Source organism: Pseudomonas syringae group sp. 247E2, from assembly GCF_032587795.1.
Classification (GTDB): domain Bacteria; phylum Pseudomonadota; class Gammaproteobacteria; order Pseudomonadales; family Pseudomonadaceae; genus Aquipseudomonas; species Aquipseudomonas amygdali.
The window spans coordinates 268,104-288,808 of the sequence record NZ_JAWHPK010000037.1 but is presented as its reverse complement, the minus strand read 5'-3'; the positions used below and the strand labels follow the sequence as shown (position 1 = coordinate 288,808).

Annotated in this window: 16 protein-coding genes; 6 read left to right on the top strand and 10 right to left on the bottom strand. The window is 60.1% G+C overall.

Features of this window, described 5'->3' with window-relative positions; all coding sequences use genetic code 11:
• Window positions 1–5 precede the first annotated feature (5 nt).
• From RYC18_RS26030 to RYC18_RS26000, 7 genes are all read right to left on the bottom strand, one after another.
• The gene (locus RYC18_RS26030; protein ID WP_316887027.1) at window positions 6–1,019 is read right to left on the bottom strand and encodes an oligopeptide/dipeptide ABC transporter ATP-binding protein; all 1,014 of its coding nucleotides are present in this window, start codon (window positions 1,017–1,019) and stop codon (window positions 6–8) included.
• Window positions 1,009–2,022: an ABC transporter ATP-binding protein gene (locus tag RYC18_RS26025; protein ID WP_005743661.1), complete on the bottom strand. Its 1,014-nt coding sequence runs from the start codon at window positions 2,020–2,022 to the stop codon at window positions 1,009–1,011. The genes RYC18_RS26030 and RYC18_RS26025 overlap by 11 nt, the downstream gene beginning before the upstream one ends.
• Window positions 2,019–2,939, bottom strand: a complete 921-nt coding sequence (locus RYC18_RS26020) for an ABC transporter permease (RefSeq protein ID WP_005743660.1) — start codon at window positions 2,937–2,939, stop codon at window positions 2,019–2,021. The genes RYC18_RS26025 and RYC18_RS26020 overlap by 4 nt, the downstream gene beginning before the upstream one ends.
• The gene (locus RYC18_RS26015; protein WP_002553733.1) at window positions 2,936–3,910 is read right to left on the bottom strand and encodes an ABC transporter permease; all 975 of its coding nucleotides are present in this window, start codon (window positions 3,908–3,910) and stop codon (window positions 2,936–2,938) included. Before RYC18_RS26015 ends, RYC18_RS26020 begins: the two co-directional genes overlap by 4 nt.
• The gene (locus tag RYC18_RS26010) at window positions 3,907–5,367 is read right to left on the bottom strand and encodes an NAD(P)-binding domain-containing protein (RefSeq protein WP_117139526.1); all 1,461 of its coding nucleotides are present in this window, start codon (window positions 5,365–5,367) and stop codon (window positions 3,907–3,909) included. Before RYC18_RS26010 ends, RYC18_RS26015 begins: the two co-directional genes overlap by 4 nt.
• Before the next feature lie 240 nt (window positions 5,368–5,607).
• Window positions 5,608–6,558: a LysR family transcriptional regulator gene (locus tag RYC18_RS26005; RefSeq protein WP_005777466.1), complete on the bottom strand. Its 951-nt coding sequence runs from the start codon at window positions 6,556–6,558 to the stop codon at window positions 5,608–5,610.
• 108 nt (window positions 6,559–6,666) lie between these two features.
• Entirely contained in the window at window positions 6,667–7,722 is a 1,056-nt protein-coding gene (locus RYC18_RS26000) for a GGDEF domain-containing protein (RefSeq protein ID WP_005777468.1), read from the bottom strand.
• A gap of 402 nt (window positions 7,723–8,124) precedes the next feature.
• Here RYC18_RS26000 and yghX point away from each other — a divergent pair, with 402 nt between their 5' ends.
• Complete coding sequence (gene yghX / locus RYC18_RS25995; RefSeq protein WP_004665497.1) at window positions 8,125–9,012, top strand: YghX family hydrolase; 888 nt, start codon at window positions 8,125–8,127, stop codon at window positions 9,010–9,012.
• 145 nt (window positions 9,013–9,157) lie between these two features.
• Here the strand turns inward: yghX and RYC18_RS25990 are convergent, their stop codons facing one another.
• Complete coding sequence (locus RYC18_RS25990; protein WP_016981286.1) at window positions 9,158–12,205, bottom strand: FAD-binding and (Fe-S)-binding domain-containing protein; 3,048 nt, start codon at window positions 12,203–12,205, stop codon at window positions 9,158–9,160.
• 154 nt (window positions 12,206–12,359) lie between these two features.
• Between RYC18_RS25990 and RYC18_RS25985 the strand changes: the two genes are divergently transcribed.
• From RYC18_RS25985 to RYC18_RS25970, 4 genes are all read left to right on the top strand, one after another.
• Window positions 12,360–13,265 (top strand): LysR substrate-binding domain-containing protein, encoded by a 906-nt coding sequence (locus tag RYC18_RS25985; protein ID WP_316887025.1) that lies wholly within the window; start codon window positions 12,360–12,362, stop codon window positions 13,263–13,265.
• A gap of 24 nt (window positions 13,266–13,289) precedes the next feature.
• Window positions 13,290–14,201, top strand: coding sequence for a LysR substrate-binding domain-containing protein (locus RYC18_RS25980; protein ID WP_005743654.1), 912 nt, complete (start codon window positions 13,290–13,292; stop codon window positions 14,199–14,201).
• A 188-nt stretch (window positions 14,202–14,389) separates the two neighbouring features.
• Window positions 14,390–15,700, top strand: a complete 1,311-nt coding sequence (locus RYC18_RS25975) for an MFS transporter (RefSeq protein WP_016981284.1) — start codon at window positions 14,390–14,392, stop codon at window positions 15,698–15,700.
• Window positions 15,697–16,956, top strand: a complete 1,260-nt coding sequence (locus RYC18_RS25970) for a metal-dependent hydrolase family protein (protein ID WP_010202549.1) — start codon at window positions 15,697–15,699, stop codon at window positions 16,954–16,956. The genes RYC18_RS25975 and RYC18_RS25970 overlap by 4 nt, the downstream gene beginning before the upstream one ends.
• A 7-nt stretch (window positions 16,957–16,963) precedes the next feature.
• Here the strand turns inward: RYC18_RS25970 and RYC18_RS25965 are convergent, their stop codons facing one another.
• Both RYC18_RS25965 and RYC18_RS25960 read right to left on the bottom strand, forming a co-directional pair.
• Window positions 16,964–17,866 carry a polysaccharide deacetylase family protein gene (locus RYC18_RS25965; RefSeq protein WP_005777485.1) on the bottom strand — a complete coding sequence of 301 codons (903 nt, stop codon included), beginning with the start codon at window positions 17,864–17,866 and terminating at the stop codon, window positions 16,964–16,966.
• A complete protein-coding gene (locus RYC18_RS25960) occupies window positions 17,863–19,023 on the bottom strand; it encodes a GNAT family N-acetyltransferase/peptidase C39 family protein (RefSeq protein WP_005777487.1) in 1,161 nt (386 codons plus the stop codon). Before RYC18_RS25960 ends, RYC18_RS25965 begins: the two co-directional genes overlap by 4 nt.
• A 93-nt stretch (window positions 19,024–19,116) precedes the next feature.
• Between RYC18_RS25960 and RYC18_RS25955 the strand changes: the two genes are divergently transcribed.
• Window positions 19,117–20,703, top strand: a complete 1,587-nt coding sequence (locus RYC18_RS25955) for a RimK family protein (protein WP_316887024.1) — start codon at window positions 19,117–19,119, stop codon at window positions 20,701–20,703.
• Window positions 20,704–20,705 lie beyond the last annotated feature (2 nt).

The following is a 20,705-nucleotide window of genomic DNA, read 5'->3' as shown; positions in this document are numbered from 1 at the left end:
CTCGTTCAGCGTTGATCATTCAGATGGCACGCGCTCTGGTGGTTCGGCGAAACCTCCCTCAGCGCTGGAACTTCCTCGCGGCAGCGCGCCATGGCGTGCGGACAGCGAGGGTGGAAATGACACCCGGTTGGCGGGTTCAGCGGGCTGGGGATTTCCCCTTTGATCGCGTCATAACGGGTACTGCGGATATCAAAGCGCGGGATTTGCGCCAGCAGGGCCTGGGTATACGGGTGATTGGCACGCGCAAACAGGTCATCGACCGATGCGGTCTCGACCACACGGCCCAGGTACATCACGACCACGCGGTCGCACAGATGCTCGACCACGCCTAGGTCATGACTGATAAACAGATAGGTCAGGCCCAGCTCGTCGCGCAGGTCCATGAACAGGTTGAGAATCTGGGCCTGAATCGACACGTCCAGCGCTGCTACCGACTCGTCGCATACCAACAGTTCCGGCTGCACCGCCAGTGCACGGGCAATGCCGATGCGCTGACGCTGACCGCCACTGAATTGATGGGGATAACGCTGGCGCAACTGCGGGCTGAGCCCGGCACGTTTCAACTGGGCACTGACGTAATCATCAGCCCCTTTGCGGTCGGTCAGGCCATGCAGCAGCGCGCCCTCCCCGACGATACGGTCGACCCGCAGGCGCGGGTTGAGGCTTGACGACGGATCCTGAAAAATCATCTGTACTTTCAGGCGCAGCGCCTTGCGCTCCTGCGTGGTCAGGCTGTCGAGCGGCTTGCCGTCCACCGATGCGACACCTGACGAGACCGGCAGCAGCCCGGCAACCATGCGTCCCAAGGTCGATTTGCCGCAGCCCGACTCGCCCACCAGCCCGACCACTTCACCGCGCATGATGCGCAGATCGACACGATCCACCGCATGGGTCAGCGGTTTTGCACGGGTAAGGTGCAGCCGTTGCAGGAGCCCCTGAAGGGAGCGCTTATCCACGGCTTTGCCGAAGGTCTTGCTGACCTGATGCAGCTCGATGAGGGGAATCTGATCACTGGGCATCGGCCGCTCCTGGGTGAAAACAGCGAACCATCTGGCCCGGTCGTGCCTCGTGGGGTTGAGGCTCCTGCGCACAAACCTGCGAGGCTCTGGGGCAACGCGCCGCGAAAGCACAACCGACCGGCATCGACAGCAGGTCGGGTGCCATGCCCGGGATCTGCCGCAGGCGCTGGCCACGCTTGTTGCGACTTGGCAGGCTGTCGATCAGCCCCTGTGTATAAGGATGTTGCGGGCGATCCAGCACCTCGGCGACCGGGCCTTGTTCGACAATGCGTCCGGCGTACATCACTGCCACGTCATCAGCCAGCCCGGCAATCACGGAAAGATCATGGGTGATCCAGATCAGTGAGGTGCCCTGCTCACGTACCAGCTTCTGCACCTCACTGAGAATTTGCGCCTGAATGGTGACGTCCAGCGCAGTGGTTGGCTCATCGGCAATGATCAGGTCCGGGGCGTGCAGCAGCGCAATGGCAATCGCCACTCGCTGGCGCATGCCGCCAGACAGTTGATGCGGATAGGCGCGCAGGCGTTCTTCAGGGCTGGCGATGCCCATCAGCGCCAGAGTACGACTGGCATGCTCACGGGCCTCTCGCCTGCCGAGCGGGCTATGCGCGCGCACCGCTTCGATCATTTGCGTGTCGACCCGTAGCACCGGGTTGAGGGTCATCATCGGGTCCTGAAAAATCATCGCCACCCGGTTGCCCTGAATGCCGCGCAGTTGCGAGGCAGACAGTTTGGTCAGATCACGCCCTTTGAACAGCACCTGCCCGCCACTGATGCGCCCTGGCTCATCGACAAGGCCGAGAATCGAAAACCCGGTGACCGATTTGCCCGAACCCGACTCACCGACCAGGCCGAGAATACGCCCCGGCTGCACGCTCAAGGACACATCACGCACCGCCGGCAGCACGCCTGCGCGGGTATGGAACGAGGTGCACAGCCCTCGCACATCAAGGGTTGGCTGTGTAACCGGGGTTGACGCGAATGACACTTCAGGCAGGCTCATCGCTGCAACCTCGGGTTAAGAACATCACGTAGACGGTCACCGACCAGATTGATCGCCACGATGGTGATCAACAGTGCCAGCCCCGGAAACAGGCTGATCCAGTATTCATTACTGAGCATGTACTGAAAGCCGTTGGCAATCAGCAGCCCCAGTGAAGGCTCGGTCACCGGCACACCCAGACCGAGAAACGACAGGGTCGCTTCCAGGGTAATGGCGCGGGCGATTTGCAAAGCGCCGATCACGATCAGCGGCGGCAGGCAGTTGGGCAGAATGTGGCCGATCACAATGCGCAGCGGACCAACGCCCTGCCCGCGCGCTGCATCGACGTATTCGCGACGGCTTTCGGTTAGCGCCTGACCACGCGCTGTACGGGCGTAATAGGCCCATTCAAGCACTATCAGGGTAAGCATCACGTTGCCGACGCCCTTGCCCAGCCAGGCGAGAATCATCAGCGCCATTAGAATGACCGGGAATGACAGCAGCAAGTCGACCAGACGCATCAGCAAGGCATCGACCCAGCCGCCGACATACGCAGATACAAGCCCCAACAACGTGCCGATCACTGCCGCAATCAGCGCCGAGCCAATGCCGACCCACAGGCTGATGCGCAGGCCATAGATAATCGCCGAGACCAGATCGCGACCCTGTCCGTCGGTGCCCAGCCAATAGGTATAGCCGCTGTCCATGTTGAGGCTGCCTGGCGGCATTCGCGCATCCATCACGTTGAGCTGCATCAGGTCGTAGGGGTTCTGCACCACGATCCAGGGTGCCAGGACAGCCACCAGCACAATGACCAAAAGGACCATCAGGCCTGTCACCGCAGTCGGTGAGCTGAAGAACTCGGTCAGCACCCGCCGCCATGGCGATTGAGCCTGCAACAGCGTGCTGCCGATCGGGGCTTTTTCAATGACATTCATCGGGAGGCCTCGATGCGTACGCGTGGGTCCAGCAGGTAATACAGGCCATCCACGATCAGGTTGAGCACCACGAAAATCACCACGACCACCATTAGGTAAGCGACCACCACCGGGCGATCAAGCATGTTGATGCTGTCGAGGATCAGCTTGCCGGCACCGGGCCAGGCAAAAATGCTCTCGGTTACCACGGCGTAGGCGATAGTCGAACCCAGTTCCATGGCCAGCACCGTCACCACCGGGATCATGGTGTTGCGCATGACATGCATGCACATCACACGCATCGGCGACAGGCCCTTGGCCCGGGCGAATTTGACGAATTCCTGAGGCAGCACCTCACGCACTCCGGCACGGGTCAGGCGCAGCACCAGCGAAATCTTGAACAGCGCCAGGTTCAGCGCAGGCAGTAGCAGATGTTGCAAACCGTCCAGCGTCAGCCATGACCATTGCACACCCAGCCACTCACGGGTTTCGCCCCGACCGCTGGCCGGCAGCCAGCCCAGCGTGATCGAGAACAGCATGATCATCATCAATGCCACCCAGAACGCCGGCAGCGAAAAACCGACGATGCTGGCAGCCATCATCAGCCGGGAAAGCGGGTGCTCGGGGTACATACCAGCGAACATGCCCAACGGCACACCGATGACTACGGCCAGAAACAAGGCGCTGAACGCCAGCTCAAAGGTCGCGGGCAAGCGCTGCAGAATCAGGCGCATGGCATCTTCGTGGTACACAAAACTTTGCCCAAGATTGCCGTGAACCGCGCCTTTGAGAAAAATCAGGTACTGCTGCCACAGCGGCTGATCCAGCCCCAGGTGAGCGATGGCCTGCAGACGTTCGGCCTGATTGAGGTCTTCACCAACCAGAATATCCATCGGATTACCGATGGCGTTGAGGCCGACGAACACCACCACGGTCATCAACAGAATGACCAGCAACGACTGAGTGAGCCTGCGCAGCGCCCAGCCGATCATTGGCGCAGCTCTTCAGCGGTCGGCTGGCTGGCCACCCACTCATCGCCCAGCAGCTCTGGTTCGGCGTAATCGAGCATGGTGTCGAAATGCAGAACGATGTCCTCATTGAACAACTGCCCGACCAAGGCATGAGCCAGACGCTTGGAGCCTTCGCTGATGGCAGGAATATCCCCGGATACCGCGCCATAGCTCAGCGCTGCCGGGTAACTGAAGCAATGGATATGGTTAAGCCCCGGGCAGGCGCCCGGGGTCTTTTCCTGAAACTCGAAGCAATTGCCCAAATCCGGCAGCACCGCCAGTTCGCTGTCGGTTTCGCCTTGCGGCGCTTCGAAACGATCCTGCCAGACGCGAATCTGCGACGAAAACGGGGCAAATTCGGGGCGCTGGCGGAAGTCGGTGCGAAACCCGGTGGCAAACACCACAAAATCGGCCTCGATACGCGCTTTGGGCGTGTTCAGCCACACGCCGCCAGCTGGGTTCTGCTCAACTGAAAGCACCGGGCTGTCGAGCATGAAGCGGGCTTTGCCCGAACCAGAAACTCTGAGCGTACTGCCGCGTGGCGGTGGCACTTGCTGAGTGTTCAGGTAGTGGCGAATACGCCATTTCCAGATATCCGGCAGGCGCCAATAACCGTGAACCATTCCCGGGTTACCGACCCCCTTGCCTTTGTTGATGCGAGGCAGCTCGGCGCGCCGGATGAGCAGGTCAACCCGCGTTGCGCCCGCTTCAAGCGCAGTGGCGGCGCTGTCCATGGCCGATGCGCCACCACCGATGACTGCCACACGTTTACCGGTGAACCAGCCATCCTGCAGGCCCGCCGCCGAATGCGTCCAAAAATGCTCCGGCAACTGCCGGGCAAAATCCGGCACCCAGGGGCCACCCAGACCGTCACGGCCCGTGGCGAGCACCACATGCCGGGCCAGCAGGAATTGCGTTTGCACAGGCGTCACGATATCCAGTTCGATCAGGCCGTCCGCTCTGGGTGCGACTCGGCTCACCCGGTGTTCGTTGCGCACGTCCAGCGCCAGCACCTTGCGATACCAACGCAAGTATTCGGCCCATTGCAGGCGTGGAATCTTGTCCAGTAATGCCCAGCCGTCGATACCGAATTGCGCTTCGTACCAGGCGCGGAACGTCAGCGCCGGTAGCCCCAGCGCCGGTCCGGTCAGTTGCTTTGGCGAGCGCAGGGTTTCCATTCGCGCGGTGGTTGCCCAAGGGCCTTCGAAACCGGCCGGGGACTGATCGAAAATCACCGCCGCCACGCCGAGGTTGCGCAGTTCTGCGGCCAGAGCAAGACCGGCCATGCCACCGCCGATGATCGCCACATCAAGCACTGCCTGCCCGGCGCTCATCCTGGCTTTGACCCAGGGCCTGGCAGGCAGGTCCAGCCAGGCCAGATCCTGCTGCAAACGAGCTTCCAGGGCGGCCAGACCAGCGGGTGCATTTACATCTGACATTGATCGGTACTCGAAAAAATGTTCGGGCCACAAGCCCAAGCGGTGACTCAAACACTTCAAGAATCATTCCAATGTCGCATTAAATGAATTCTTTAAGCCCTTGAATGCTTAATTCGAATAGTAAGAGGCGCTTTTTATTCTCGCAATGCGCAAAAAAGCATATTGATATTACTGAATGGAATTTTAACGGGCTCTGCGTGCGGTGCCGTGGAGCGTCATGACACGCATTGCACCTCACGCTCACTCGGCATAAATGCTCTGCAACAGGGCATCGTGCGCGCAGGCTTCGTGCATGATCATTGCCGGCAACAGGTTTTTTGCGCTGTCGGCAATCTCATCGATCAGCGCGCTTGCCACATCGGACAACGGGCTGGCGAAGGCTGAAATCAGACCGAAGAAGAACGGGATGTTGCAGGCGATCGGCCGGACCACTACACCTTGCAACGGCACGCCGATAGCGGTGAACGGATCGACCAGCGCAATGCCCAGCCCGACTCTGGCCATTTGCATGGCGATCAGGGACGTATTGGTGTCAAGCATGCGCGGCGGCTGACCGCCCGCGTCCTGAAACGCCTTGTCGATGCGTCGACGAAAGCGATACGGGTTGGCCATGGTGATCAGCGTTTGCTGACGCAGCAGCTCCATCGACAGCACTTCATGCGCGGCCAGCGCAGAATCGGCAGGCAATACCGCCACGCAAGGCGCTTCGCCGATCCAGTGGATTTCCAGGCCGCGATGCTCCAGCGGCAGGCTGACCGCGCCCAGGTCCATGGTTTTCGACAATACAGCCTGAACCACATTCTCCGGGGACATGCTCTGCAACTGGATCTGTTGCGGACGCAGATGTTCAGGCAAGCGCGACAAGGCCGTGGGCAGCAAACCAGCCGCCAGGGCCGAGATCGCTACCAGCTTGATCTGGTGATTTTCTTCCTGGGCAATATGCTGCGCACGTTGGCGGATATTCCGCACGCCCAGCAGCGCGCTCTCCACTTCGCCATACATCATGAACGCCTTGTGGGTAGGCGTGACCTTCGGCCCGCTGCGCTCAAACAATGCAAAACCCAACTCCTGCTCTAGCTCCTGAATGGCTCGGGTCACTGATGGCTGGGAACGGCCGAGCATTTTCCCGGCAGCAGTGACACTGCCTGCCGACATGACCGCCGCGAAGGCTTCGAGCTGACGCAAATCCATAAGCATGCCTTGATCGATACATAGCCAATGAGGAAGCGCGACGCAATGCGCCCTCTGTTCAAAGCGCGAAAGTCTACACGCTGATGGAGCACTGGGTGAATGAACACCTCACCCGGCGATCATTACCCGGTTTCGGCCTTGTTGTTTGCCCAGATAAAGCGACGTGTCGGCACGATTGAGGGTTATCTGAAAGGTCTCGCCCGCGGCAAGGGTTGCCATGGCAAGGGTTGCGGTGACCGCAATGCTGCGTTCATCGATCTGACCGGCCTCTTCAGCAATACGCCGCCAGATGCGCTCCGCCACCCGCAGTGCATCATCGGGCGCGGTGTCCGGCATCAGCACCAAAAACTCCTCACCGCCCCAACGGGCAGCCATATCGCTGTTGCGCACGCTTGAACTGATGACTTCGGCCACCCGCTGCAACACCGCGTCACCGGTCTCATGCCCATGAAGATCATTGATCTGTTTGAAATGATCGATGTCGAGCAGGATCAGTGAAGCCGAGAACCCCTGACGCCTTGCCTCCAGCTCGCGTATGCGATGCAGGACTCTCCTGCGCGTATAAAGATTGGTCAGGCTGTCGCGGTTGGCAATATGAAACAGGCTCAGTTGCATCGACGACGTGAAACGTACCGAGAGTGCGGTGGCATAAATCGAAAGGACAGTGGCCACCAGCGCATTGACGATACCGAACGCATCGAGCACGTTCTGGCTAAGGCCTGATTCCTGGCCCATGTGCCGGCGAAAGGCGAAGCATCCGACCAGCGACAGGAGTATCGCCAGGCTATAGGCAATGCGTCTGATAGCGACCAGTTGAAAGGTAAAGGCAATGATCGGGATCACGCAGAACAGGTAGAAGCTGAAGTTGCTTTCCCAGCCCAACTCCCATGTCGCGAGCAGTGCATGGCCGATGATTTCCAGACACATCAGCTGTCCGGCCTGGCGATAGCGCTGTCTGCGGATCAGGTAAAGGCAGTTGATGTAGAGCAGCGTGCTGACGATGTTCGCTACCCACAGGACCTTCATGCCCAGCCCTAGGAACACCACCAGCAAGACACAGTGAATGCCCAGCGCGACATACACGATCGGAGTGATGTGGTTCCAGAACTGGATAGCCGTGTCCTTGAACAGCTGGGTGCGGTCTTCCGTCGGGAGGGTCATCATCACGTTATCTCGAAATGCAGGTGGAATATGACCATGAGCGTGGGGTGAAGATCATGATGTGTTGTCGGCCTGAACCGACGCTGCTTGATACGGCGGCTCGATAATATGTTGGTTTGCACAGCGCAAACGCCATGGCATGTGCCGAAGGAGTCAAATGGACATCACTGATGGCAAGTAGTGCAATTAGATGCCTGATTTTCCTGAACCACTGGCAGCAGGCACGGGCCTGCACATCAGGCTCGTTGGCGAGATCGGTAAGGGATGACGGCTTTTCTTCAATTTGCAGTAGCGATCCCGGTGTTCTGGAAATACTATCGGGACCGGACATTGTGTTGATCGCGCTGCGCCCATCAGCCCGCCAACACGCAGGCAGCCCTGAATGATTCAGAAGGAAGCGTACTGATGGAACGTCTCACTGCAAAAGACTTTGCCCCTGAATTGCTTGAGCTTTACGACTACTACGCGCACGGCCGGATCAATCGACGCGAGTTTCTCGATCGGGCTGCGCTGTTCACCTTCGGCGGCCTGACCGCCAGCGCGTTGCTCGCTTCCCTCAGCCCCAACTACGCGCTGGCCGAACAGGTGGAATTCACCGATCCGGATATCGTTGCCGAGTATGTGTCCTACCCCTCACCCAAGGGGCATGGTCAGGTTCGTGGCTATCTGGTACGCCCGGCAAAAGCCACCGGCAAAGTACCGGCAGTGGTCGTGGTGCATGAAAACCGCGGTTTGAACCCCTATATCGAAGACGTTGCCCGTCGTGTGGCCAAAGCCGGTTTCATCGCGCTGGCACCTGACGGCCTGTCCTCGGTTGGCGGCTATCCGGGCAATGACGACAAGGGTCGGGAGCTCCAGCAGACCGTTAACCCGGAAAAGCTCATGAACGATTTCTTCGCTGCCATCGAGTGGCTGATGAAGCATGACGCGAGCACCGGCAAGGTCGGCATCACCGGTTTCTGTTATGGCGGCGGCGTGGCCAATGCTGCAGCCGTGGCGTACCCGGAACTGGGCGCTGCCGTATCGTTCTATGGCCGCCAGCCCAACGCCGAAGACGTGGTGAAGATCAAGGCGCCAGTCATGATTCACTACGGCGAACTGGACACCCGCATCAACGAAGGATGGCCCGCGTACGAGAAAGCCCTGAAAGCGGCTGGCACGACGTACGAAACGTACATCTATCCGGGCGCCAACCACGGCTTCCACAATGACTCCACCCCGCGTTACGACGAAGCCGCGGCCAAACTGGCCTGGGACCGCACATTGGGGTGGTTCAACAAGTACCTGGTCTAAGTTCTGGCCGAACGGCGCGGCACAGATCTGTGACGCGCAGCATCACGCAAGGCATTCCCACGCAGGAGCGTGAGGAACGATAGTTTTGTAACTATCGTGCCCATGCTCCGCGTGGGCATGCCGTTCTGGACGCTCTGCGTCCTCTCTATAGCGCCCTCACCCGTTCCAGCAGTACCTGTAGTGGATGCTGCACCACTTTGCCATCCTGGCGCTTGACCTGGCTGCGGCATGAGTAGCCATCGGCGACCAGTCGACCTTCAACGCCATGCCGGGCCACCAGCGGCTGCCAGGACTGACGATAGATGGTGTCGCTGGTTTTCGCGTTTCGGGTTTCATGCCCATAAGTGCCGGACATGCCACAGCAACCGCTGGCCAGCACATCAAGCCTGAGCCCGGCGCGAGCGAAGGCTTTCTGCCAAAGGCCGACACTGGCGGGCTCGTTGGTCTTTTCAGTGCAATGCGGCAGGAAGTAATACGTCTCACCTGACGGAGCGTCACACTGCTCCTCAAGCGCAGAAGCCAGCCATTCCTGCGGCAGCATGACCTCGGGTACATTCTCGCTGCCCAGCGTCTTGCTGTACTCCTGGCGATAGACCAGGGTCATGGCCGGGTCCAGACCGATCAGCGGAATGCCGTACCCTGCCAGCTTGCCAAGCGACTGGCTGTTGAAACTGGCAGCCTTCTCGAACGCGGCCAGAAAACCCTGCACGTGCAGCGGCTTGCCGTTGGGTGCGAACGGTGCGAGATAAACCTGATAACCCATGCGCGAGATCAGCTCCAGCCAGTCTGCTGCCAGCGGGGTTTCAAAGTATCGGGTGAACGCATCCTGAACCAGCACCACCGTACGTTTGCGCTCCTGCTCGCTCAACGCGGCCAGACGCTGCGGCGTGGCAATGCCGACATTCCAGCGGGCGCAGGCCGCGCGAAAGTCCATCAGGCTGAGCAATGGGCTGTCGACCATACCGGCGACGTGCTCAAGCAGGTAACGCACCGGTTTTGCGCCCATGATCGCGTTGTACAACCGGGGAAAGCGCGCCAGGTGCGGAATGCTGAACTCCAGCGAGCCAATCAGGTAATCCTTGATCGGGCGCAGGTAACGGCTGTGGTACAGCTCCAGAAAACGCGAACGGAACTCAGGCACGTTGACCTTGACCGGGCACTGCCCCGCGCAGGACTTGCAGGCCAGACAACCGGCCATGGCATCGTAGACTTCATGAGAGAAATCCTTCTGCCCTGCTACTCTGGCCACGCTGTTGACAGTTCGCTCGGCAAGACTTTTCAGCACATTGGCATTCCGCGCCCTGGCGCTGGCGGTCAGGACGTCGACATCCTGCTCGCCTTGCAGACGCAGCCATTCCCGGACCAGCGAAGCGCGGCCCTTGGGTGAGTGAATGCGGTCACGCGTGGCTTTCCATGACGGACACATGGCATCGTCGGTGTCGTAGTTGTAACAGGCACCGTTGCCATTACAGTGCAGCGCGCTGTCGTAGCTCTGCCAGACCCGTTCATCGATAGTGCGATCCAGATCACCGCGCAACGTCACTTCATCCACCAGCGTCAAGCGTGATTCCGGCACCGTCGCAGGCGTGGCGATCTTGCCGGGGTTCAGCTGGTTGAACGGGTCGCAGGCAGCCTTAAGGGCCTGCAATGCGGGATACAACTCGCCGAAATACTCAGGCACGTATTGCGAACGCAGGCCCTTGCCATGTTCGCCCCACAGCAGCCCGCCGTAGCGCTTGGTCAGCGCGGCGACGGCGTCGGATATTGGCCGAATCAACGCAGCCTGCGCAGGGTCCTTCATGTCCAGAATCGGTCGTACGTGCAACACGCCTGCATCAACATGGCCAAACATGCCGTATTGCAGGCCGTAGCTGTCCAGCAGCGCACGAAACTCCTGAATGTAATCGGCAAGGTTTTCCGGTGGCACAGCCGTGTCTTCAACAAACGGCTGCGGCCGCGCTTCACCCTTGACGTTGCCGAGCAGCCCTACCGAACGCTTGCGCATGGCGTAGACGCGGTTTACCGCAGCGCTGCCGGTTGCCAGGGTATGACCTAGGCGCACCACCGAGGTGTCTTTTTGCAGGTGAGCGACGAATGCATGGACGCGCTGTTCCACTTCGTCCAGCTCATCACCACTGAACTCGATCAGGTTGATGCCCAGAGTCGGCGTGGCCGGGTCCTGCGGGAAATACTCGGCCACGCCGTGCCAGACGATATCCTGCATGGCCAGCATCAGCACTTTGGAGTCCACGGTCTCGATGGACAGCGGCTTGTGCGCCATCAACGCCTTGGCATCCCGCAGAGCGTCCATGAAACCGGCATAACGAACGTTGACCAGAATCGAATGTTTGGGGATTGGCAGGACGTTGAGTCGAGCCTCGACGATAAACCCCAGCGACCCCTCGGAACCGCAAAGCACGCTGTTGAGGTTGAAACGGCCGTCTTCCTCACGCAGGTGCGCCAGATCGTAACCGGTCAGGCAACGGTTGAGCGGCGGAAAAACGTCCTTGATCAATTGCGCCTGCGTATCGGCGATCTGCTGCGCACAGCGATACACATCGCCAGCACGGTCAACACGCGCTTGCTCGCTGGCCAGCTGCTCAGCGCTGAATGCCTGACTGTTGACGTAGGAACCACCGAGCAGCACGGTCGTCAGTTCCAGCACATGGTCACGGGTCTTGCCGTAGGTGCAACTGCCCTGCCCGCTGGCGTCGGTGTTGATCATGCCGCCAATCGTGGCGCGGTTGGAGGTCGACAGTTCCGGCGCGAAAAACAGCCCGTGCGGCTTCAGCGCTGCGTTGAGCTGGTCCTTGACCACGCCGGTCTGCACCCGCACCCAGCGTTCCTCGACGTTGATTTCAAGGATATTGTTCATGTGCCGCGACAGGTCGACCACCACGCCGTCGGTCAACGACTGCCCATTGGTCCCTGTGCCTCCGCCACGCGGGGTCAGCACCACCTGCTTGTACTCGGGCCGCGCTGCCAGGCGGGCGACAATTGCCACATCGTGGCTGTCCATCGGGAACACCGCAGCCTGCGGCAGGCGCTGATAGATGGAGTTGTCAGTGGCCAGCACAGTACGCGAGCCGAGGTCCCTGGCTATTTCGCCGCGAAAGCCGCCCTCCACCAGGGCATTGAGGAAACGGTCATAGTGACCGACCTGCTCAGAGGTCGGTTTCAACAGCGCAATCATGGTGGTCTTCCTGGCTGGCTAGGCGTTTTATATGCAAAGCACGTATGCTTCGAAACGCTCGTATGCATGGCGTCATCGACGGTTATCGTGATTCTCCGGCGTGTCATGCTTCAGTGCAAACGTAAAAGATGCCGTTTTTCCATGAGTTTTATGAATGAACACCAGAAGACTGACGCCCTCCATGTCTTTGTTGCTCGCTTTCGAGGCGGCCGCGCGGCATGGCAGCTTCACCAAAGCCGCAGACGAACTGGCCTTGACCCAGAGCGCCGTCAGCCGCCAGGTGCAGGCGCTGGAGGCCCAGCTGGAAGTCGAGCTGTTCAAGCGTGATGGCAGGCGTATCGAACTGACCACTGCCGGTGCGTTGTACCAGCATGAGCTGGCCGCCGCGCTGGGCCGCATTCGCAGTGCAACCCTGCAAACCATCGCGCACAAGGCCGAGGGCGGTACGCTGCATCTGGCCGTGCTGCCCACCTTCGGCTCCAAATGGCTGCTGCCGCGGATGAATGATTTTTACACCCGGCATCCGGGCTATGTGGTGCACATCCACTCACGCATCGTGCATGCCGACCTGACGCCGGCAGCCAGCGAAATGAACGCGATCATCTGTGCGGGTAGCGGCAACTGGCCCGGTTACATCGCCCACCCGCTGGTCAGCGAAAAACTGGTGGTCATTGCTAGCCCTGCTGCGCTTGTCGGCTACCAAGCGATGCCCCCGGCGCAGGTTGCCCAGCATTCGTTGCTGAGCGTGGTGTCACGGCCCAATGCCTGGTCGGACTGGTTCGACAGTAATCGGCTGGACCACCACATCATGCGCCCCGGCCCGAGTTTCGAACTGACCTCGCACCTGATCCAGGCTGTGGCGGCGGGCATCGGTATCGCACTGGTACCGCGCATTCTGGTGCAGGACGAAATCAACAGCGGCGAACTGGTCACCCTGTTCGAACCGCTGGACAGTGGGCGCAATTACTACCTGGCGTACGCGACGCGCTTTCAGAACCTGCCATCGCTGTGCGTGTTCAGGGACTGGCTGCTATCGACACCGTTTCCTGACCCTTTGTAAAACCTGCCCGCAACAGGAGCCGCTGTGCGTATCGAGCCCCTTCCACCCTTGCAGAACCTGATCGCCTTCGAAGCCGCCGTTCGGCACGCTAGTTTTACCCGTGCCGCCAGCGAACTGAACCTCACCCAGAGCGCGATCAGCCGTCAGGTCGCGCAACTGGAGGAATTTCTCGGCCGCGCGCTGTTTCGTCGCGAGCACAAGCGCATTCATCTGACGGTCGCCGGGCAGATTTACGCCGAGCAGATCCAGCGCGTACTGACCCTATGTGCAGAGGCCACGGCACAAGTTATTACCCACAGCGGCGAACAACAACTGACGCTGGCGTGTTCCAGCGGCGTAGCCGCACTGTGGCTGGGCCCTTTGCTGGGACGCTATCGCGATGCCTTCCCCGCCGTGGATATCCGCCTGCGAGTGGTCGACGGGCTGGACTCGCTGATTCGTGCGGAATTCGATCTGGCGCTGTATTTCCTGCGCGAAACATCACCAACGGGCCTCGACAGTCGTTTGCTGTTCGCCGAATCGGTAAATGCCTACTGCTCGCCAGACTACCTGAACGGCCAACTGCTGGAACCTGCACAGTTGCTGGACCACTGCCTGCTGATGCTGGAAGACGGGCAACGTCAGTGGCTGTCCTGGGGAGACTGGTTCGGCCGTCAGGGCGTTGATGCGTCGCTGATCCGCAAGCGCATGACCGTCAACCTGTATCCGGTGCTGGTCGACCTGGCTGTCGCCGGGCACGGTATCGTGCTTGGCTGGCAACCGATGATTGACCGTCACGTGCAGTCCGGTGCGCTGGTGCCGGCCTGCCAGAAAAGTGTGGGTGCAATAGGCGGCTATTACCTGCTGACCCCCAGCGGCAAGACGCCCCGGCGCGCTGCGCGAGCGTTCGAGAAATGGCTGACAGATGAAATAGCCACGCTGACACCCTGCCCCTGACGCTTGCATGCGTCTGGCGCATGCAAACCTGCGCAATAAGCGTTTTCTTAAAATCGGCCCAACACCTACTCTCGACTGAAACGGGCAAAAAGACCTGACTCAGCCGCACTTACATCAACCCTGCCCCTTAATCAATGCAGCCACTGCAGGGGGCCTCCCTGCGTGTATCGCATGCAGGAGCCTATTCAGTGAGCACATTACGATCCTCTGCTTCACGCACCCATGAACAAAAGACACGCCGCGCGGTGACCGCTACGGTGATCGGCAATGGCCTGGAATGGTTTGACTTCACGGTCTACAGCTTCTTCTCGGTGATCATTGCCAAAGTGTTCTTCCCCACCGGCAGCGAGCTGACCTCTTACCTGTTGGCGCTGGCGACCTTCGGGGTCGGCTTCTTCATGCGTCCGGTGGGCGGCATTGTTCTGGGCATCTACAGTGACAGGCGCGGGCGCAAGGCGGCTTTATCCCTGACCATCCTGCTGATGGCGCTGGGGACGCTGATCATCGGATTGACGCCCAGCTTCGCGCAAATTGGCTATCTAGCACCGCTGCTGATTGTTCTGGCGCGACTGCTGCAAGGGTTCTCTGCCGGTGGCGAGATGGGCAGTGCCACCGCATTCCTGACCGAGCATGCGCCTGAGGGCAAAAAAGCCTTTTACTCCAGCTGGATTCAGGCCAGCATCGGCGTCGCGGTGCTGCTGGGTTCCGCGCTGGGCGCGGTGCTGTCCAGTTACCTGACCCAGGCGCAGCTGGAAAGCTGGGGCTGGCGGGTGCCGTTTCTGATCGGCACACTGATCGGGCCGGTCGGCTTTTATATTCGCAGCCGGGTGGATGAGACGCCTGCCTACAAGGCCGCAAAACCAGTCGAGTCGCCTCTGCGCGAAGTCATCAAGACCTACCCGCGCCAGACCCTGATCAGCTTTTCGCTGGTCGTGCTGTGGACCGTCTGCACCTATGCCATCCTGTTTTACATCCCCTCCTACGCCCAGCGCGTGCTCGGCCTGCCGTCATGGATGGGCTTCAGCGCCGGCATGATGGGCGGCGCGGTACTGATCGTCGCCACACCGATTGTCGGCGCCCTGGCAGACCGTAGCGGGCATCGCCCATGGTTGTTGGGCTCGGCAATTGCCATCTTCTTCAGCGCCTACCCGATGTTCCTGTTCATCAACCAGATGCCGGGACTGTTTTCGCTGCTGGTCTTTGAGCTGGTACTCGGCCTGCTGATTTCCGGTTACATCGGTTCGATCCTTGCGGCCTTTGGCGAATTACTGCCCACCCACGTGCTATCCACCGGGCTTTCGGTGGCCTACAACTTTGCCGTCACCATTTTCGGCGGCTTTGCCACCTTTACCATCACCTGGCTGATTGCCTCGACCGGCAGCAACCTGGCACCCGCTTTCTACATCATGTTCGCGGCCGTCGTCAGCGGTATTGGTGCGCTGCTGTATCGCGACCGTGCGCCTGCTGCCCATCGTCCCCTGTCTGGAGCTTTCCAATGAGTATTGCTGATCCTACACGCCTGATCCTGCGCAACGGTCGCCTGCTGGACCTGCAAAAAGGGCAATTGATTTCCGGCCAGGAAGTCGTGATCGAGGGTGAGCGCATTATCGACGTGCGTGCCGAAGGCGAGCCTGCCGCGGTTGGCGCGCGGATTATCGATCTGGGCGGCAGAACCCTGATGCCCGGCCTGATCGACTGCCATGTGCATGTGCTGGCTTCCAACGCCAACCTGGGCATGAATGCCCTGCAACCCAACGCAATCATCATGTACCGCGCATTACCGATTCTGGCTGCGATGCTCAACCGCGGTTTTACCACTGTTCGTGATGCCGGGGGTGCCGACTGGGCGCTGGCGCGTTCGATCCAGATGGGGCTGATTCCAGGTCCGCGCATCTTCGCATCGGGCAAAGCACTGTCGCAGACCGGCGGCCATGGCGACATGCGCGCACGCGGCGAATTGCTGCTCAACGAGCCTTGCTCGTGCTGCTTTCGGGCCGGGGCCATCGCCCGCGTAGTGGACGGCGTCGATAACGTGCGTCTGGCCGTGCGCGAAGAGCTGCAACAGGGCGCCAACCAGATCAAGATCATGGCTTCGGGCGGCGTCTCGTCACCAACCGATCCGATTGCCAACACTCAATACAGCGAGGCAGAGATTCGCGCCATCGTTGACGAAGCCGCCGCTGCGAACACCTACGTGATGGCCCATGCCTATACCGCACGAGCGATTCGGCGCGCTATCGAATGCGGCGTAAGAACCATCGAGCACGGCAACCTGGTGGATGCCGACACCGCCCGACTGATGGCCGAAAAAGGCGCATTTGCGGTGCCGACTCAGGTCACCTATGAAATGCTTGCCGAGTACGGCGAGCGCTTCGGCCTGCCAGCGGACTCGGTGGCCAAAATCGAGGATGTGCGCCAGGCCGGCCGCAACGCCCTGCTGCTGTTCGCCGAAGCGGGCGTACCGATGGGCTATGGCTCGGATTTACTGGGGGAAATGCACGAGTACCAGACCCACGAACTGAAGATTCGCGCCGAACTGCTCGGTAATCTGGCGGCGTTACGCAGTGCAACAAGTGTTGCGGCGCAGATACTCCAGCGCGAGGGTGAACTGGGTTGCATCAGCGCCGGTGCGATAGCCGATCTGCTGGTGGTGGATGGCGACCCGCTGAGCGATATCGGTTGTCTGGTCGGTCAGGGCGAGCATCTGGCGATGATTGTTCAGGGCGGCCACGTGCGTAAGAACACCCTGGTCTGACCGGGCGTCAGTGAGCGTTGTGGTCCCAGATCCAGTTCCATGCGCCGGGTAGCCGTACAGGCTGCCCCGCGTCCTTGACCGTGCGCGCCAGGGCAGCGCGCTGCAACTGCGCGCTGTCGTCGTAGAACGGCTTGTCGGCAAGTCGCACGCCGGTCTGATGGGCACTGTCGACCAGTATCTGCAGGTACTCTTGCGCATGCCGTGCGGTGTAGCGGTTCAGGTCGTGAAAGGTCATCACCACCGGAATCACCCCGTCCACTGCAGGCAGCTCTCCGGCGGCGATGCGTTCACGTACTTGCGAGAGCTGACTGACCATGTTCGAACGGCGGCGCAGGCTGAAGTTATAGCCCCAGATCTTGCCGTCATTGGCGCTCAGGTCAGTCAGTAATACATGCAGGTCATGACGCTGGTAGGCGCTGAACGTGCGTTTGTCGTAGTTCCAGAACGGCGGGCGCAACAACGTGGTCGGCACGCCGGTAATCGAGGCGATGATGGCGCAGCCTTGGGTCAGGGACTGCTCCAACTCCTCATCGGTCAACGAACGATGATTGGTGTGGTGCGGCGTGGCGGTATGAAAGCCGAGCAAATGCCCCTCTTCATGCTGACGATGCATGATCGCCCGCCCCTGATCACTATTCCCTGCGCCTGTGGCGCCGGTCTGCACGAAGAACACGGCCTTGATGTTCGGCTGCAACGGATTGTCGGCCAGGCTGTCGAGTACGGTGATACTGGGGTTGTAAAAAGTCGACGCACTGGGGCCGTCATCAAAGCTCAGCAGGAACCGCACTGGTGGCTGCTGCCGCAACTGTTCGGCAGTTTTTGGCGTCAAAGGGACTGGCGCGCTGATGCAGGCCGACAGGCTCGCGGCGATGGCCAATGCGCAAAGGGCCTTGAGGGCTGACTTGATCAATGTACGGGATCCTGTGGCCGGGCTGCTGAAGCCGCTTGGGAAGCGCACGCATGATCATCCACAGGCGCGGCAAACACAATCACTGCGGCGCGCAGTTTATCGCTGCCGAAACAACTCATGCGGTTGAAGTCGGCATGGCTTACCGGCATATGCTGGCAGTCGATGGCCTGGCGATGCAGGCTGTGATCAATATCAGGATCGTGCAGGTAGACGAAATCGCTGTCGCAATCGGTGACCATCACCCAGTGCGGTGCCTTGGAGCGTGTCAGGCGATAGCTGCTGATCAGCACCAGCGGCTTGCCACCCTCGGCCAGTAAGCGCGGCAGGTTCAATGAGCGGTTGGGCAGCGTCTCTACACCGCAGGTTCGCAGCTCATGACAGAACTGCTCATGAACCAGGCGAATCACCTGTTTCTTGTTGTCGCTGCGCACGCCGCCCAGAAACAGCGGGCCTGCCATCGACACCAGCAACTTCACGGCGAAGCCCCGTCGCCGGGCAGCCAGCGCCAGCCCTTGAGGACTGCATCCACCGTGGCCGGAGGTCATGAACACCGTGGTCGCCTCGCGCCAGATCTGCAGTTCTTCGGCGCGGTCCATCAAACGCGCAGGTTGCAGAGCCTTCATCGCCATCAACAGGCAGGCCGGGCCACAGGTGAATTCCAGAGTCTGCTGGTAGTAAGGCACTGAACGACTGTCCAGCCGGGCATGCTCGACGATGCGCTTCTCGTAACGCAGCGCCGGGGCATGGTCCTGGTAATAGTCGTCGACCTGAGCGAAGCGCCGGTAGCCGTTGCGTTCGTACAGCCCGATAGCCGCGTGGTTATCAGGGCGCACCTCAAGGCGCAGGTAAGCGCAGTCGCGGCCCACGGCCTGCTGCTCGGCACGTTGCAACAACTGCCTGCCCAGCCCCTTGCCCCGCGCCGCATCGGCAATCGCCAGCGAATACAAACGCCCCAGCGAGGTGCCCCGATGAAACAGCACCAGCGCATAGCCGGTGAGCTGTCCGGCCTGCTCGGCGACGATCAGGCTGGCATTGGCGCGGCGAATCATCCAGTGAAAGCTGCGCGCGGTCAGACGGTCGCCGTCAAAGCACTGGTTCTCCAAGAGCAGCAATTCGTCGACATCGGTTTCAACTGCATCGCGAAATATAAAGTCCATCTGCACCGCCGTAAAAGTTGTGTAACGAAACGGGACATTTCAAAAAGCACATGCTTAATAGAAAGGACTTGTTTCCCATCGGATCGATTACACATGTCAGCGGCACAGGTGAAGATGAACGAAGTATCTGCGCAACTTGCGCTTTCAGCAACAACCCGACGAGCAGACCCCACAACACTCTTTGCAGCGCAGAGGCAACTGGTGATTATTGTCGAACGGCTCGAAGACTGGGCATCGTACTTCCCCAGCGAAAACCTGATCAGCGCCCAGGATTATCTGGAAAAGCCGCTGAAAGCCACGGCAGGCAAGCGTGTGCAAGTCATCAACCTGTGCCGCAGCTACAAGTACCTGGGCCACGGTTATTACTGTTCCCTGCTGGCCGAAGCGCGCCAGCACAATGTCATTCCCTCGGTAAAGACCATCAGCGAATTGACCCGCAAGTCACTCTACGGCCTGGCCCTCGATGACCTGGACAAGTTGCTGGAAACCGCACTTCAGGATCACCCTTATGACGACACCGAAGGGTTTACCCTGACACTTTACTTCGGTCAGACCACACTTGAGCCGTTGAAGGATCTCGCCCGTCAATTGTTTGAAGTCTTCCCCTGCCCGATCCTGATGGTGGAGTTTCGCAAGCGTGACAATTGGCACATTGCTGGTATCAAGGCCGGCGCTCTGCCGCGCCTGCGCGATGATCAGCAGGATGAGTTCGCCATGGCGCTGGAAGGCTTCAGCCGCAACGTCTGGCGCCAGCCCAGCTCCCGGCGCATGGCCCGCTATGACCTGGCGATCCTGCATGACCCGCAGGAACAGCTGCCACCGTCCAACACCGAGGCGCTGGCCAATTTCATCCGCGTCGGTCAGCGCCTGGGCATCGATGTCGAGCTGATTGAGAAGAAAGACTACGCCCGATTGGCCGAGTACGACGCGCTGCTGATTCGTGAAACCACCAGCGTTGACAACCACACCTATCGCTCTGCCAAGAAAGCCGAAAGCGAGGGGCTGGTGGTCATGGATGACTCCACCTCGATCCTGCGCTGCACCAACAAGGTGTACCTGACCGATCTGCTCAAAAGCCATGATCTGGGCATGCCGCGAACGGAAATCCTCTACAAGGATCGCCCGGAAGAACTGCAGCACGTGGCCACACGCCTGGGTTTCCCGCTGGTATTGAAGATTCCCGATGGCTGTTTTTCCAGAGGCGTGATCAAGGTCAGCACACCCGAGGAAATGCACACGGCAACGACCCAGCTGTTCGAGCATTCGGTGTTGTTGCTGGCTCAGGAGTTTTTCTACACCGAGTACGACTGGCGCATTGGCATTCTCAACCGCAAACCGATATTCGCCTGCCAGTACTTCATGTCCAAAGGGCATTGGCAGATCTACAACCACAAGGCAATCGGTGCCGAGGTCATTGGCGAATGCCGTACCCTGGCGGTGCACGAAGCGCCGCGCGCCGTGGTCGAACTGGCGCTCAAGACCGCCAACCTGATTGGTGACGGCTTGTATGGCGTGGACTTGAAACAGTCAGGCGATCAAGTGGTGGTGATCGAGGTCAACGACAACCCGAATCTGGACGCCGGCATCGAAGACGCTTATCTGCAGGATGATCTGTACAGCCTGGTGCTGGAAGAATTCGTCCGCCGTCTTGAGCTCAAACGCCTCGGCCAGGCATGGTGAAA